The sequence below is a fragment of the Actinacidiphila sp. bgisy160 genome, assembly GCF_965342435.1.
Classification (GTDB): domain Bacteria; phylum Actinomycetota; class Actinomycetes; order Streptomycetales; family Streptomycetaceae; genus Actinacidiphila.
On the sequence record NZ_CBDRCM010000011.1, the window covers coordinates 1 to 15395 of the forward strand.

General features: G+C 72.1%; 14 protein-coding genes. 6 read left to right on the forward strand and 8 right to left on the reverse strand.

Features of this window, described 5'->3' with window-relative positions:
- A partial coding sequence (locus ACRWNP_RS12120; RefSeq protein WP_431961113.1) for an MFS transporter occupies positions 1-1159 on the forward strand: 1159 nt, incomplete at its 5' end.
- A gap of 20 nt (positions 1160-1179) precedes the next feature.
- On the forward strand, positions 1180-2199 hold the full coding sequence (locus ACRWNP_RS12125; RefSeq protein ID WP_431961114.1) for a TolB family protein: 1020 nt from the start codon (positions 1180-1182) through the stop codon (positions 2197-2199).
- 21 nt (positions 2200-2220) lie between these two features.
- Here the strand turns inward: ACRWNP_RS12125 and ACRWNP_RS12130 are convergent, their stop codons facing one another.
- Both ACRWNP_RS12130 and ACRWNP_RS12135 read right to left on the reverse strand, forming a co-directional pair.
- Positions 2221-2643 carry a TOBE domain-containing protein gene (locus ACRWNP_RS12130; RefSeq protein WP_431961115.1) on the reverse strand — a complete coding sequence of 141 codons (423 nt, stop codon included), beginning with the start codon at positions 2641-2643 and terminating at the stop codon, positions 2221-2223.
- Positions 2644-2736: 93 nt separating this feature from the next.
- A complete protein-coding gene (locus ACRWNP_RS12135; RefSeq protein ID WP_431961116.1) occupies positions 2737-3162 on the reverse strand; it encodes an ATP-binding protein in 426 nt (141 codons plus the stop codon).
- A gap of 181 nt (positions 3163-3343) precedes the next feature.
- On the opposite strand from ACRWNP_RS12135, the gene ACRWNP_RS12140 reads away from it, so the two are divergent.
- A complete protein-coding gene (locus ACRWNP_RS12140) occupies positions 3344-4111 on the forward strand; it encodes an IclR family transcriptional regulator (RefSeq protein WP_431961117.1) in 768 nt (255 codons plus the stop codon).
- A gap of 89 nt (positions 4112-4200) precedes the next feature.
- Positions 4201-5715 (forward strand): glycerol kinase GlpK, encoded by a 1515-nt coding sequence (glpK, locus tag ACRWNP_RS12145; protein ID WP_431961118.1) that lies wholly within the window; start codon positions 4201-4203, stop codon positions 5713-5715.
- Between the two features lies 1 nt (position 5716).
- Here glpK and ACRWNP_RS12150 read toward each other — a convergent pair whose 3' ends face one another.
- On the reverse strand, positions 5717-6595 hold the full coding sequence (locus tag ACRWNP_RS12150) for a PhzF family phenazine biosynthesis isomerase (protein WP_431961120.1): 879 nt from the start codon (positions 6593-6595) through the stop codon (positions 5717-5719).
- Positions 6596-6690: 95 nt separating this feature from the next.
- On the opposite strand from ACRWNP_RS12150, the gene ACRWNP_RS12155 reads away from it, so the two are divergent.
- Positions 6691-7578, forward strand: a complete 888-nt coding sequence (locus ACRWNP_RS12155; RefSeq protein ID WP_431961121.1) for a LysR family transcriptional regulator — start codon at positions 6691-6693, stop codon at positions 7576-7578.
- Between the two features lie 394 nt (positions 7579-7972).
- On the opposite strand, the gene ACRWNP_RS12160 is transcribed toward ACRWNP_RS12155, so the two are convergent.
- The 3 genes from ACRWNP_RS12160 to ACRWNP_RS12170 all read right to left on the reverse strand — a co-directional run bounded on the left by ACRWNP_RS12160 (position 7973) and on the right by ACRWNP_RS12170 (position 10492).
- Entirely contained in the window at positions 7973-8311 is a 339-nt protein-coding gene (locus ACRWNP_RS12160) for an Imm51 family immunity protein (protein ID WP_431961122.1), read from the reverse strand.
- A 107-nt stretch (positions 8312-8418) separates the two neighbouring features.
- Complete coding sequence (locus ACRWNP_RS12165; RefSeq protein WP_431961123.1) at positions 8419-9000, reverse strand: hypothetical protein; 582 nt, start codon at positions 8998-9000, stop codon at positions 8419-8421.
- A gap of 130 nt (positions 9001-9130) precedes the next feature.
- The gene (locus ACRWNP_RS12170) at positions 9131-10492 is read right to left on the reverse strand and encodes a glutamine synthetase family protein (protein WP_431961124.1); all 1362 of its coding nucleotides are present in this window, start codon (positions 10490-10492) and stop codon (positions 9131-9133) included.
- Between the two features lie 269 nt (positions 10493-10761).
- Between ACRWNP_RS12170 and ACRWNP_RS12175 the strand changes: the two genes are divergently transcribed.
- Positions 10762-12519, forward strand: coding sequence for an NAD+ synthase (locus ACRWNP_RS12175; protein ID WP_431961125.1), 1758 nt, complete (start codon positions 10762-10764; stop codon positions 12517-12519).
- A 477-nt stretch (positions 12520-12996) separates the two neighbouring features.
- On the opposite strand, the gene ACRWNP_RS12180 is transcribed toward ACRWNP_RS12175, so the two are convergent.
- Both ACRWNP_RS12180 and ACRWNP_RS12185 read right to left on the reverse strand, forming a co-directional pair.
- The gene (locus ACRWNP_RS12180; RefSeq protein WP_431961126.1) at positions 12997-14226 is read right to left on the reverse strand and encodes an MFS transporter; all 1230 of its coding nucleotides are present in this window, start codon (positions 14224-14226) and stop codon (positions 12997-12999) included.
- 93 nt (positions 14227-14319) lie between these two features.
- Positions 14320-15240, reverse strand: coding sequence for an endonuclease/exonuclease/phosphatase family protein (locus tag ACRWNP_RS12185; RefSeq protein ID WP_431961241.1), 921 nt, complete (start codon positions 15238-15240; stop codon positions 14320-14322).
- Positions 15241-15395 lie beyond the last annotated feature (155 nt).

A 15395-nucleotide genomic window follows, 5' to 3' on the forward strand; every position in this document is an offset into this window, starting at 1 on the left:
CACGGTCCTCGTCCTGGGCACCGTCAGCCTGATCACCGACGTCTCGTCGGAGATGGTCACCGCCGTGCTCCCGCTCTACCTGGTCGCCGGGCTCGGGCTCTCCCCGCTCGGCTTCGGCCTGCTGGACGGCGTCTACAACGGCTTCAGCGCGCTCGTACGGCTGGCCGGCGGCCACCTCGCCGACCGGGGCGGCGGGCGGCACAAGGCCGTCGCGGCCGTCGGCTACGGCCTGTCCGCGCTGTGCAAGCCCGCGCTGCTCCTGGTCCACAGCCTGCCCCTGATCGGTGCCGTCCTCGCCGTCGACCGCACCGGTAAGGGGCTGCGCACCGCGCCGCGGGACGCGCTGATCTCGCTGTCGTCCGCGCCGGAGACCCGTGGGCGGGCCTTCGGCGTGCACCGCGCCATGGACACCGCCGGGGCGCTGCTGGGACCGCTGGTGGCGTTCCTCATCCTGCGGAAGGCCGCCGAGGGGTACGACGCCGTCTTCACGGTGAGCTTCTGCGTGGCCCTCGTGGGCGTGCTGGTGCTGCTCCTCTTCGTGCCGGGCGGCCGCGGCGGCGTTCCCGCCCCTGTGCCCGCGCACGCGCCCTCGCTGCGGGCCTCCCTGGCGCTGCTGCGCCGCCGGGACGTACGGCGGCTGACGGTCTGCGCGACACTGCTGGGCCTGTCGACGGTCAGCGATTCCTTCGTCTACCTGCTGCTGCAGCATCGTCTCGGCGTCCCCGACCGCTGGTTCGCGCTGCTTCCCCTGGGCACCGCGGCGGCCTTCCTGCTGCTGGCGATGCCGCTGGGGCGGCTGGCCGACCGCATGGGCCGCTGGCGGATGTTCCTGGCGGGTCACCTGGCGCTGCTCGCCGCGTACGGGCTGCTGCTCGCACACGGCCCCGCATACCTCGTCCTGCTGCTGCACGGCGCCTTCTACGCCGCCACCGACGGGGTGCTGATGGCGGCCGCCTCCACCACCGTCCCCGACGAGCTGCGCGGTGCCGGGCTCGCCCTCGTCCAGACCGGGCAGGCCGTGGCGCGCTTCGCCGCCTCCCTGGCCTTCGGCGCGGCCTGGACCGCCTGGGGCGACCGCACCGCGCTGACCGCCGCCGCGCTGGCGCTGACGGCGTGCGCGGTCTGCGCCGTGTTCCTGCGTCCGGCGCAGCGCACTTGACCACCGAGGAAAGGCCTCCCATGAACACCCGCAGCCGTCTGTTCGTGCTGCTCGCCGCCATGGCGGCGCTGGCCGCCGTCGCCGCCGTGTCCGTGCTGCGCGCCGCCGACCGCGCGGCGGAGAAGGACCGCCCGCAGGCCGGCGGCCCCGCGGTCACGGCCGGGACGGTGACGCTGGCACCGGACGCGCCCCGCATGGTGTTCCGCAACATGGCGTGGGGCCCGCACCGGGACGAGCTGGCCACCGTCCCGGCCGGCAGCCCCGGCGCCGCGCGCACCGCCTCGGACGTCACGTGCCTGCGCTTTCACGCGGCCGCGGGCACCGGCATCTGCCTGCGGTCGGTCAAGGGCGCCGTCCAGGACGGCTACCGCGCCGTGGTGCTCGACGCCCGGCTGCGCGAGCTGCGCCACTTCCCCCTCGCGGGCATCCCGACCCGGGCCCGGGTCTCGCCCAGCGGGCACATGGCCGCCTGGACGGTGTTCGTCGGGGGCGACTCCTACGCGGGTACCGACTTCTCCACCCGCACCTCCGTCCTGGACACCCGTACCTGGACCCTCGTCAAGAACCTCGAGGACTTCCGGATCACCAAGGACGGCCGGCCCTACCGCGCCGCCGACGTCAACTTCTGGGGCGTGACCTTCTCCGACGACACCCACTTCTACGCCACGCTCGGCACCGGCGGCCGCACCTACCTCGTCCGCGGCGACGTCGCGGCCCGCTCCGTCCGCACGCTGCGCAGCAACGTCGAGTGCCCCTCGCTCTCGCCCGACGGCACCCGGCTGGTGTTCAAGAAACGCGTCGAGGGCCTGTCCCCCGACGCGCCCTGGCGGCTGTACGTCCTGGACCTGGCCACCTTGCGCGAGACCCCGCTCGCGGAGCGGCGCAGCGTGGACGACCAGGTCGTCTGGCGCGACGACCACACGGTCGTCTACGCCCTCGCCGGGGACTTCGGCGCGGACCTGTGGACGGTGCCCGCCGACGGCACCGGCACGGCCCGCCGCATGATGACGGCGGCCCTGGCCCCGGCGTACCTCGGATAGGGCGCGGCCGGGGCCGTCCGCTCAGGTCTCCAGCGCCACGTCGGTCGCCTCGACCAGCGCGACGACCTCGGCGCCCTCGGCGACGCCCAGCTCGTCGAGGGCCTCCCGGGTGATCACGGCGGTCAGCTCGCGGCCGCCCGCGAAGCCGATCCGCGCGGTCGCCATGGCCTCGCCGCGTGTGACGGCGGTGACGGTGCCCGGGATCCGGTTGCGGATGCTGATGCCCTGCACCGGGGCCGTGGCGAGGGAGACCTTCGTCGCCTCGATCAGCACGGTCACCCCGCCGCCGGGGATGATGCCGAGTTCACGCACGGCCTCGGCCGTCACGGCCGCCGTGAAGTCGGGTCCGCCGCCGTCGAGACGGACCGTGACCACGGCCATCACCTCGCCCGGGACCACCGAGGCGACCTTGCCGTCGATCTGGTTGCGAATGGTCAGTGCCATGTGCGGCAACGTAAGGCCGCCTCCGGCGCGCCGCGCGGAACGACCCGCCGCCCGCCCCGGGCCCGGGCGGCGGTCCAGCCCACCGCCGGCGGCTCAGGCGGTGACGAGGTCCGCCCAGCGGGTGAACCCGGCGCGGTCGGCACGGATGCCGTGCCGTGTGGACAGGGCCTTGACGATGCCAAGACCCCGGCCGTGCTCGTCGGGGTCGCTGGATCCCCCCGGCATGCATGGTCGGGCCGACGGGCCGGAGTCGGTCACTTCTATGTGCAGGGCGCTGCGCCCGTCGACCTCGGTCCAGCAGATGCGCAGCGAGGCGGGGCCGTCGGCGTGCACGATCGCGTTCGTGGTCAGCTCCGAGATCACCAGCAGCGCGTCCTCGGCGACCTCCGGGCCCAGCTCCCACTCCGCCAGCACGCCCCGCACTCGCCGGCGCACGACGGACAGGGCACCGGGGATCTGCGACAGCGCGCAGACGTGCACGTCCTCGCGCTGCGGCATCGTCTCGGGCTGTGCCGCCATGGTGTCCTCCTCCGGGGGGAGCCCTGCTGGGTGGACTCCCGGACCTGGACGAAAGCTTCCGAGACCGGACATCGCGGGTCAATGAATAGGGGTCGTCATTATCGAACGCCCTCCTCAGAGGCCGAACGATCTGCGCAAACGCGCTGATGCCCATCGCCGTTGCCGGAGATAGCATCGACGTATGGCCGGCCCGCTCCAGTCCATCGAACGGGCGGCGGCGATCCTCAGGCTCCTGGCCGGCGGTCCCCGCCGCCTCGGGCTGGGCGAAGTGGCCGCCTCGCTCGGGCTGGCGAAGGGCACCGCCCACGGCATTCTGCGCACCCTCCAGCACGTGGACTTCGTCGAGCAGGACCCGGCGACCGGGAAGTACCACCTCGGGGCCGCACTGCTGCACCTCGGCACCAGTTACCTGGACGTCAACGAGCTGCGGTCCCGGTCGATCAACTGGGCCGACGCGCTGGCCGCCCGCAGTGGCGAGGCGGTCCGCCTCGGCACCCCGCTGGAGGGCCAGGTCCTCGTCGTCCACCACGTCTTCCGTCCCGACGACAGTCTGCAGACGCTCGACGTCGGCGCCCTGCTGCCGCTGCACGCCTCCTCACTCGGCAAGATCCTGCTGGCGTACGGGGCGGCACCGCTGGAGCCGCTGCTGAAGGAGGAGCTGGAGGCGTACACCCGGCACACCCTGGTGGTCCCGGAGGAGCTGACCCGGGCCCTGTCCGAGGTCCGCGAACAGGGCTGGGCGGCGGAGGTGCAGGAGATGTCGATGGGCGAGGCGGGGGTCTCGGCGCCGATCCGCGGGTCGGGTGGCCTCGTCGTGGGCGCGATCGGCCTGACCGGTCCGGTCGAGCGGGTCTGCGACACCAAGGGCCGTCCCCTGCCGTCCCTGGTCACGCTGCTCCGCGAGGCCGCGCGGGCGATCTCCAGAGACCTCGGCGCCGCCCGCTGGTGAAGCCGGCCCGCACACCGGAGACGCCGGGGACGCCGGAGAGCGTGAACGCGAGGAAAGCATGAGAAAGCATCGGAAAGCAGGCCCCGATCATGGTTGAACGGTATGTGATGTCCATCGACCAGGGCACCACCTCCACCCGATGCATCCTGTTCGACCACCGGGGGCGCCTGGTGTCGGTCGCCCAGCGCGAGCACCAGCAGCACTTCCCCAAGCCCGGCTGGGTCGAGCACGACGCCCTGGAGATCTGGCGCAACCTCGAGCGCATCGTGCCGCAGGCGCTGTCGTCGGCCGAGATCGCGGCGGACGAGGTCGCCGCGATCGGCATCGCCAACCAGCGGGAGACGACCGTGCTGTGGGACCGGAGCACGGGCGTTCCGCTGGGCCGGGCGATCGTCTGGCAGGACACCCGCACCGCGCCGCTCGTCGAGCGGCTGCGCAAGGACCCCGGCGACGACTTCTTCCTGGACCGCTGCTGCCTGCCGCCGTCCACCTACTTCTCGGCGCCGCGGATCCGCTGGCTCTTCGACGAGGTGCCCGGACTGCGGCAGCGCGCCCGCGACGGCGAACTGCTCTTCGGGACGATGGAGACCTGGCTGATCTGGAACCTGACGGGCGGGGTCGACGGGGGCCTGCACATCACCGACGCCACCAACGCCAGCCGCACCATGCTGATGAACATCCGCTCCCTGACCTGGGACCAGGACCTGCTGGACTTCTTCGGCGTCCCCCGCGCGATGCTCCCGGAGATCCACGCCTCCGCCGAGAACTACGGCGCGGCCCGGACGGTCCTGCCCGGCGTCCGTATCACCGCCGCCCTGGGCGACCAGCAGGCGGCGCTCTTCGGCCAGACCTGCTTCTCCCCCGGCGAGGCGAAGTGCACCTACGGGACCGGCAGCTTCCTCCTGCTCAACACCGGGTCCAAGATGATCAGGTCGCGGCACGGGCTGCTCTCCACGGTCGCGTACAAGATCGACGACCAGCCGGCGGTCTACGCCCTGGAGGGCTCGATCGCCGTCACCGGGTCGTTGGTGCAGTGGTTCCGCGACCGCCTCGGACTGATCAGCAGCGCCCCGGAGATCGAGACCCTCGCCCGCACCGTCGAGGACAACGGCGGCTGCTACATCGTGCCCGCCTTCTCCGGTCTCTTCGCCCCGCACTGGCGCAGCGACGCCCGCGGCGTCATCGTCGGCCTCACCTCGTACATCACCAAGGGGCACCTCGCCCGGGCCGTGCTGGAGGCCACCGGCTGGCAGACCCGCGAGGTCGTCGACGCCATGAACGCCGACTCCTCGCTCAGGCTGAAGGAGCTCAAGGTCGACGGCGGCATGACCGCGGACAACCTGCTCATGCAGTTCATCGCCGACGTCCTCGACGTCCCCGTGGTCCGCCCCATGGTCGCCGAGACGGTGTCACTCGGCGCCGCCTACGCCGCCGGCCTCGCCTCCGGCTACTGGCCGGACCTGAAGGTGCTGCGCAACAACTGGCACCGAGCCGCGCAGTGGCTGCCCGACATGGACCCGGAGCGCCGCGCCGCCGAGTACGAGAACTGGCAGCGCGCCGTCGAGCGCTCCATCGGCTGGATCAGACAGCCCGGGGCCCCGTGACCTACGGCGTGACCAGGGGCGGGACCAAGGACACCGCCCGGCCGGTCACCCGTACCCGCGGGTCCCGCGGGCCGACGCCCACGACCAGCTCGCTCGGGCGCCCCATGTCCTCGCCCTGCCGGACGACCACCCGGGCCGCCTCCGGCACCAGCCCGAGCTCCCGCAGGTAACCGCCGAACGCCGCCGCGGCCGCGCCGGTCGCCGGGTCCTCGACGACCCCGCCCACCGGGAAGGGGTCGCGGGCGTGGAAGAGGTCCGGGGCCTCCCGCCACACGAGGTGCACCGTGGTCCAGCCGTGGCGGCGCATCACCGCGGCGAGGGCGTCGAAGTCGTAGACGAGGTCCGCCAGCCGGGCCCGGTCGGCGGCGGCCAGCACCAGGTGGTGGACCCCACCGAAGGCCACGTGCGGCGGCAGCGCGGGGTCCAGCTCGCCCCGCACCCAGCCCAGCGCGGCGAGGGCCGCGTCCAGCTCGGCGTCCGTGGCCGGGCGGGACCGGGTCGGCACGCTGGTGAGGGTGGCGTGCAGCGCCCCCTCGCCGTCGCCGGCCGTCAGCACCGGGATCTCCCCCGCCGGGGTGTCGAAGACCAGCTCGCCGGGCCCGATGCGCTCCGCCAGCGCGACGGCCGTCGCGACGGTCGCGTGACCGCAGAAGTCGACCTCGGCGAGGGGGCTGAAGTAGCGCAGCGCGAACCGCCGGCGGGCGGGATCCGCGGCCGTGACGAACGCCGTCTCGGAGTAGCCGACCTCCGCGGCGAGGGCGAGCATGCGCTCCTCGTCGAGGTCCGACGCGTCGAGGACGACGCCGGCCGGATTGCCGCCCGCGGGGTCAGAGCTGAAGGCGGTGTAGCGCAGCACGTCGGTGCGGGTTCCAGGTGTCATGCCGTCCACGCTGTCACACCAGGCATCATTCATAGAAACGATGGTTCTTCATGGATGCGATTGATGCAACCGATCGCAGCGGATACGGTCGTGCCGTGGACACCCGACTGCTCACCACCTTCCTCACCCTGGCCAGGAGGGGGAACTTCACCAGCGCGGCCGCCGAGCTGCACATGTCGCAGTCCACCGTGACGGCGCAGATCAAGTCCCTGGAGAAGGAGCTGGGCGTACGGCTCTTCGACCGCATGCCGCGCGGCGCGCAGCTCACCGGGGCCGGTCGGCGCCTGATGGCGGAGGCCGAGGACGTCCTCGATGCGGAGACGCGCCTGCGCGGCACGGCGGCCGGGGACGCACGCTCCGGCGGGACCGTCGCCCTCGGCGCCGGTGACACGCTCTGCTCGACGCACGCGCCCCGGATCGTCGCCGCCCTGCGCCGCACCCACCCCGGCATCGACGTCCACCTCCATCCGGCGGGCACCGACGCGGCCGTGGAGGGCCTGCGGGCCGGGCGACTCGACGTCGCCCTGCTGCTGGAGGACCAGGTCGCGCTGCCCGACATGACCGCCCGGCCGCTCGCCGCCGAACCGCTGGTCCTCATCGCCTCCCCCGGCCACCCGCTGGCCGCGCTGGGCCGGCCCGTCACCTGGGAGGAACTCGCCCGGGAGACGTTCTTCCTGCACGAGGAGGGCTGCTCCTACAGCGACCGCGTCGCGCGCGAGCTCCTCGGCGTCCGTGACGCCCGGCCGCGGCTGACCCGGTTCGGCAGCAGCGAGGCCGCCCGCACCTGCGTGGCCGCGGGCCTCGGCCTCGGTGTCCTCCCCCGCGCCACCGTCCGCACCGCCCTACGCGAGGGCACCCTCACCGCCGTGCCGGGGCCCCACCTCCCCGACGTGCCCGTCCAGCTCGTCCGCCGGCGCGGACGCTGGACCTCCCCCGCGCTCCAGGCCGTCCTCGACGCGCTGACGGAGCACTTCTCGCGGTAGCGGGCGAACAGGCGCGCGGCGGCCCGGGTCCGTACGTCGGGAGAGGTTCCCAGGCCACCCCCATCATCCGGGTCACCCCGGCGCCGTGACGGGTGCGCCCATGGCCAGAGCTCGCACCACCCGCCCGCTTCACAAGGCGCCCCCGTCCGTACGAAGTCCTGCACGACGGCCGACGCCCGGTCGATGCCCAGCACGAAGTAACCCGTGAACTCCGCGGGGTCGTCCATGACGGGGACGTCCACCACGGCACCCGGCGGGACAGTCCCGTCGCCCACGACAAGGGACGTCACCACCCGAGCCACCAGGATCCGATGGCTTCCGGACGCGCTGGGCCTCGACCCTTCGTGACAGCCGGCAAGAGCGCGGATTGTCATCTGCGGCGTTGCCGCCTACGTCAGTCGTCGAATTCGAAGCCGTTCGCTTCCGCTGACGTCACCAACTGCCGCATACGGTCGCCATCCGTCGCGACAGCGCTCATGCGCATACCCAAGTCCTCAAGAGCACTCCGCTCCGAACCGTAGGCGCAGAACATGCCTCCCTCCGGGTCGTAGGAGAAACGCCCTTCCAGAGCCGGGGCCTCAGTGCTGACGAGCACTTGGGCAATGCCTTCCCAGAAGTAGCCGTTGGGTTCGTGCCCCAGTGCTTCGACCACTTCGTCCACATCCGTGGTTCCGGCATCCAGCAACAGGGAGTATTCGCCGGGGGACAGCTCAAGCAGCCTCAAAGGTTCCACGGGCGGAGCCTCGCGGTAGATCAATTGAAGCGCAACCGCCAGGCCGGGTCGGGCATGTCCGGCTTCCGATGCGTATCTGACCGACGTCAGCGATCCACGAACCCGACTCACTCCCCGTCGGCCAGCGCCGGCACCTCATGCTCAGGGAACAAGCCGCTGGCCCGCATCGCCTCGGCGGCCCGCGGGTCCATCAGGAAGACGAGTCCCTCATTGCCGCCTGCGCAGAGGGTGTGAGCACGCAGCGCGCTACGCCCGGCAGCGGCGAGCAGCTGGTTGACGACAGCCAGGGGACGGACGGTCGACAACGCCCACGGATCCCCGCCCTCCCAGTCCTCAGGCCTCGCGACCACGCAACGAATCCCATTGATCGAAACCGTGTAGTCGTCGGCATCCGGGACCGTCTCGATCTCCAGCACCACGCCGTATCGCGCCAGTGCCGGAGCCAGCTCTCGAAGGAACCTCTCGACCCCGCCCTCCGCCAGTTCCTCGAGAAGGTCGAGATGCAGCGGATAGCAGCCGGTCGCAACCTCGGTCATCGCCGACTCACGCAGTTCCGCCGGCAGATGATCCCACAACCCGTAGCGGTTCAACGCCTCGGCCATTGCGCGATGACGCTCATCACCCCGCCACGGATCACCGCCCTCGGCCCTGGGGCGAAACCGCCTGGCCCCTACATCGTCAAACGCCATGGGCCGACGGTAGCGCGATGACCTGACACTGCAGCTGATACCAAGTGGAAGTGGCGCGATCCGCCGGGCCGCCAGCATCGTGCTGCCGGCCCGGATCGCGTCGTCCGGGGAAGACCCCGCTGACCTGCGCCTACAGGTTCGGGAGGTTCTTGCGGAGCTCGAACGCGGTGACCTCGCTCCGGTACTCCTCCCACTCCTGCTTCTTGTTGCGCAGGAAGAAGTCGAAGACGTGCTCCCCCAGCGTCTCGGCGACCAGCTCGCTGCGTTCCATGAGCGTGATGGCCTCGCCGAGGTTCTGCGGGAGGGGCTGGATCCCCAGGGCGCGGCGCTCACCGTCGGAGAGGGCCCAGACGTCGTCGTCGGCTCCGGGCGGGAGCTCGTAGCCCTCCTCGATGCCCTTGAGGCCCGCGGCCAGGAGGACGGCGTAGGCGAGGTAAGGGTTGGCACCGGAGTCGAGGGAGCGGACTTCGACCCGGGTGGAGCCGGTCTTGCCGGGCTTGTACATCGGGACGCGGATGAGCGCGGACCGGTTGTTGTGGCCCCAGCAGATGTACGACGGGGCCTCGCCGCCGGCGCCGGCGGTGCGGTTGGCGCCGCCCCAGATGCGCTTGTACGAGTTGACCCACTGGTTGGTGACCGCGGAGATCTCGTCGGCGTGCCGGAGCAGGCCCGCGATGAAGGAGCGGCCGACCTTGGAGAGCTGGTACTCGGCGCCGGACTCGTGGAAGGCGTTGCGGTCGCCCTCGAAGAGGGACAGGTGCGTGTGCATGCCGGAGCCGGGGTGCTGGCTGAAGGGCTTGGGCATGAACGTGGCGTTCACGCCCTGCTCCAGCGCGACCTGCTTCATGACCAGGCGGAAGGTCATGATGTTGTCGGCGGTGGACAGCGCGTCCGCGTAGCGCAGGTCGATCTCCTGCTGGCCGGGGGCGCCCTCGTGGTGGGAGAACTCCACCGAGATGCCCATGGACTCCAGCATCGTGATGGCCTGGCGGCGGAAGTCCTGGCCCACGTTCTGCGGGGTGTGGTCGAAGTAGCCGGAGTTGTCGGCGGGCACCGGCACGGTGCCGTCCAGCGGCAGGGTCTTCAGCAGGAAGAACTCGATCTCGGGGTGCGTGTAGAAGGTGAACCCGAGGTCGGAGGCCTTGGCCAGGGACCGCTTGAGGACGAAGCGGGGGTCCGCGTACGACGGGGAGCCGTCCGGCATGAGGATGTCGCAGAACATCCGTGCGGTGCCGGGGGCCTCGGCGCGCCACGGCAGGATCTGGAACGTGCCGGGGTCGGGCTTGGCGATCATGTCCGACTCGTACACCCGGGCGAAGCCCTCGATCGCGGACCCGTCGAAGCCGATGCCCTCGTCGAAGGCCTGCTCCAGCTCGGCCGGCGCCACGGCGACCGACTTGAGATAACCCAGCACGTCGGTGAACCACAGCCGCACAAATCGGATGTCGCGCTCCTCGAGGGTGCGGAGCACGAACTCCTGCTGCTTATCCATAGCTATCCAACCTCACAGGTCATGGGGCCTGTTGTCCGTGCCGGCTCGAGCGAGGGCCAGACCAGTATCGCGCGAGGGGGTTACCGGTCTGTTTCGGCGGCGGCCGGGACCGCCGGACACCCCTCGCCACCATTGTGATGCACCCTTGCGATCTTGACATAGGGGGCCGACCCGGAAAGGCCCGTCCGCCCCGGCTTCCCGGGCCGAGTGCGCGACCCCACAGGCGCCACCCACGACATCGCGTCGCTTTGACGATTACACTGAGCGGCGTGCCTCAACTTCGCCTCGCCCTGAATCAGATCGACTCCACCGTCGGCGACCTCGCCGGGAACGCGGAGTCGGTAGTGCGCTGGACCCGGCACGCGGCCGAACAGGGAGCCCACCTCGTGGCATTCCCGGAGATGGCGCTGACCGGGTACCCCGTGGAGGACCTCGCCCTGCGCTCCTCCTTCGTCGAAGCCAGCCGCGCCGCCCTGGAGGCGCTCGCCGGGCGTCTGGCGGCCGAGGGCTTCGGGGAGCTGCCGGTGGTCATCGGCTACCTCGACCGCAGCGAGAAGGCCCAGCCCCGCTACGGCCAGCCCGCCGGCTCGCCGCGCAACGCCGCCGCCGTGCTGCACGGCGGGAAGGTCGTCCTGAAGTTCGCCAAGCACCACCTGCCGAACTACGGCGTCTTCGACGAGTTCCGCTACTTCGTGCCCGGCGACACCCTCCCGGTGATCCGGGTGCACGGGGTCGACGTCGCCCTCGCCATCTGCGAGGACCTGTGGCAGGACGGCGGCCGCGTGCCCGCCACCCGCACCGCCGGCGCCGGGCTGCTGCTCTCCGTCAACGCCTCCCCGTACGAGGTCGCCAAGGACGACACCCGCCTGGACCTGGTGCGCAAGCGCGCCCAGGAGGCCGGCTGCACCCTCGCCTACCTCGCCATGATCGGCGGGCAGGACGAGCTGGTCTTCGACGGCGACTCGATCGTCGTCTCCGAGGACGGCGAGGTGATCGCGCGCGCCCCGCAGTTCGAGGAGGGCTGCGTCCTGGTCGACCTCGACCTGCCCGCCGCGGACACCACGAAGGTGCCGGGCGGTCTCGCCGACGACGGCCTGGAGATCGAGCACGTCACCCTCTCGGCCGAGCCGCTCCCCGCGTACGAGCCCGAGGTGCGCGGCGGGGAGGCCCCGCGGCTGGGCGACGACGAGGAGATCTACACCGCGCTGGTCGTCGGCCTGCGGGCGTACGTCGCCAAGAACGGCTTCCGCTCCGTGCTGATCGGCCTCTCCGGCGGCATCGACTCGGCGCTGGTCGCGGCCCTCGCCTGCGACGCGGTCGGGGCGGCCAACGTGTACGGCGTCTCCATGCCGTCGCAGTACTCCTCGGACCACTCCAAGGACGACGCCGCAGAGCTGGCCCGGCGCACCGGGCTGAATTTCCGCACCGTGCCGATCGCCCCGATGTTCGACGCCTACATGGGCTCCCTGGGGCTGACCGGGCTGGCGGAGGAGAACCTGCAGTCCCGGCTGCGCGGCACGATGCTCATGGCCATCTCCAACCAGGAGGGGCACATCGTCCTCGCCCCGGGCAACAAGAGCGAGCTGGCGGTCGGCTACTCCACGCTGTACGGGGACTCGGTCGGCGCGTACGGGCCCATCAAGGACGTCTACAAGACGACCGTCTTCCGTCTCGCGAAGTGGCGCAACCAGGCCGCGGCGGAGCGGGGCCAGACCCCGCCCATCCCCGAGAACTCCATCGCCAAGCCGCCGAGCGCGGAGCTGCGGCCCGGCCAGGTCGACACGGACTCCCTGCCGGACTACGACGTGCTGGACCAGGTGCTGGCGATGTACGTCGACCAGGACAAGGGGCGCGACGCGATCGTCGCCGCCGGGTTCGACGGGGAGCTCGTGGCGAAGGTGCTGCGGATGGTGGACACGGCGGAGTACAAGCGGAGGCAGTATCCGCCGGGGACGAAGATCTCGGCGAAGGGGTTCGGCAAGGACCGGAGGCTGCCCATCACCAACCGCTGGCGCGAACACGTGTGACGTCGCCTGACAGTGCGGGGGTGCCCCTCGCGGCCCGTTGTCGGGTGCGGGTTGTTCGTGCCTGCGGCGGGCATGCCCCACCGGCCCTCCCCCAGCCGGCGCGATCGGTGACCGCCTCGCGCGTTCGTGGTGCGCCGGGGCGGCCTGCCCGAACCCGGGCTTCAGGGGGCTGAGGCCCCGGGTCGGGCCCGCCTCGGGGCGGCGCCGGGGGAATGATGCCCCGTTCAGGCGCGGAGCAGGGCCGGTTGTCCGTACGGCTCCGGTCTCGTTGCCGTTCGCATCCGCGGACGGCAACGAGACCCAAGGTCACCGGAAAGGTGGCCCGCTCCGGCGCCTGAACCCCCACCACGAACCACCCGCACACCGCAGCCGGCATCCGTGCGCCCGCGGGACGCGGGACGGCGCGACAGCCGACGGCGGCGGACCGGCGGAGCCGCCGTCAGCCCACCCCGCACCGCGAACGGCACCGCGCCGCCGTCAGCCCACCGGCTCCGCGGACCGCACCACGGCATCGGACGCCACGACGACCCGGGACGAGGACGACCCCGCGGCCGGCACCCTCGCCGCACGCCGCTCCCACAGGCCCGCGACCGTGGCGATCGCCAGCCCCGCGACCGCCAGCCCCGCACCCGCCACCGCCGGGGCGGTGTACCCGAGGCCGTGCGCGAGCACGACCCCGCCGAGCCAGGCGCCCCCCGCGTTGGCCAGGTTGAACGCGGCCTGGTTCGCGGAGGAGGCCAGCGCGGGAGCGTGCCGTGCCTTCTCCATGACGAGCATCATCATGGGCGACCCCGTCGCGAAGGCCGCGACCCCGAGCAGGACGACCGTCAGCGCCGCGCTCCACCGGGCGTGCGCGGTGACCGTGAACAGCAGCAGGACGACCGTGAGCGCGCCGAGCCCGCCGATCAGGGATGGCCGCAGGGCGCGGTCGGCGAGGCGGCCGCCGAGGAGGTTGCCGATCGTCGCGCCGACGCCGAAGAGGGCGAGTACCAGCGTGACGCTGCTCGCCCCGAAACCGGCGACCTCGGTGAGCAGTGGCGTGATGTAGCTGTAGACCGCGAAGACGGCGGCGAAACCGAAGATCGTGGTACCCAGCGCCAGCCAGACATGTCCGCTGCGGAACGCCGACAGTTCCCGGCGCAGTCCACCGCCTGGGGCGAGGGGGATGCGGGGCACGAGCAGGGCGATGCCGGCGATGGCGGCGAGGCCGATGAGGCCGACGGCGAGGAAGGTGGCGCGCCAGCCGAGGTGCTGGCCCAGGAGGGTGGCGGCGGGGACGCCCACGATGTTGGCGACGGTGAGCCCCGCGATCATCAGGGAGACGGCGCGGGCCTTGCGCGCGGGGTCGACCATGCCCGCGGCGACGACCGCGCCGACACCGAAGAAGGCGCCGTGCGGGAGCCCGGCCAGCACGCGTCCGGCGAGCAGCCAGCCGAAGCCGGGGGCGAGGGCGGAGAGCGTGTTGCCGACGGTGAACAGGCCCATGAGGGCGAGGAGCAGCGCCTTGCGCGGCATCCGCGTGGTGACCGCGGCGAGCAGTGGGGCGCCGATGACGACGCCGAGGGCGTAGCCGGAGACGAGGTGACCGGCGGTCGGGATGGAGGTGTGCAGGTCGTCCGCGACGTCAGGCAGCAGGCCCATCATCACGAACTCCGTGGTACCGATGCCGAATGCGCTGATCGCCAGTGCGAGCAGGGCGAGAGGCATGACAGGCCTTTCCGGGGCAGGGTCGGGAGCAGCTATTAGTTTAGCTACGGAACAAAACCTGCCCGGCCCTTTCTTCCCGTGGCGCAGAACTCGTTACGGGAGTGCTACCTTCGCCGCCACCGGCCGGTGGTCGCTGCCCGTCGCGGGCAGCACCCACGAGGCGGTCGGCTCCGCTCCCCTGACGAGGATCTGGTCGATGCGGGCGGTCGGGAAGCCGGCCGGCCAGCTGAAGCCGAAGCCGTCGCCCGCGGCGCCCTGCGTGGAGCGCATCTGGGAGGTGACGTTGGCGAGCGCGCGGTCGTTCATCGTGCCGTTGAGGTCGCCCATGAGGATCACGTCGGGGAGCTTCTCGTCCGCGACGGCCTCGCCGAGCGCGTCGGCGCTGCGGTCGCGCTCGCCGGCGGTGAAGCCCGCGTTGAACTTGACCCGCACCGAGGGCAGGTGGGCGACGTAGACCGCGACCTTCCCCTGCGGCGTGGTGGCGGTGGCGCGCAGGGCACGGGTCCAGCCGAGCCGGATGTCCACCGGCCGGACCTGGCTGAGCGGGTACCTGCTCCACAGGCCGACGGTGCCCAGCCTGGCGTGGTACGGGTAGCGGGCCTTGAGTCCGGACTCGTAGACGGAGACCTTCCCGGCGGGGATCTCCTCCAGCGCGACGAGGTCGGCCCCGGAACCGACGAGAGCCTGGGCGGTGCGCGCGGGGTCGGGGTTCTCGGCGTTGACGTTGTGGGTCAGCACCGTGAGGTCGCCTCCGCCGGTGTCCTTGTTCGTGAGGAGCCCGCCGAAGAAGTGCAGCCACACCACGATCGGCAGCAGAACGGCGATCAGCGCGGTCGCCGAGCGCCGCAGCACACCGGCCACCAGCAGCACCGGGAGCAGGAGCCCGAGCCACGGCAGGAAGGTCTCCAGCAGGCTGCCGAGGTTGCCGACCCGGTTGGGCACCGCGCCGTGAAACGCCATCAGCAGGGCGACGACGACGGCCAGTACGGCCGTGACGATGCCCCGCCGCCACATTCCGTCACCGAAGACCCGGAACCGCCGGAAGCGTCCGAAACGCCCGTTCGCACCCGAACCCTGCGGCCTGGTACCGCCGTCGGTGGTCACGTCCGCGTCGTACGCCTGAGCCATGGGGGGAGTCCTCACTGTTTTGCCAGGTGCTCAGTCGACCA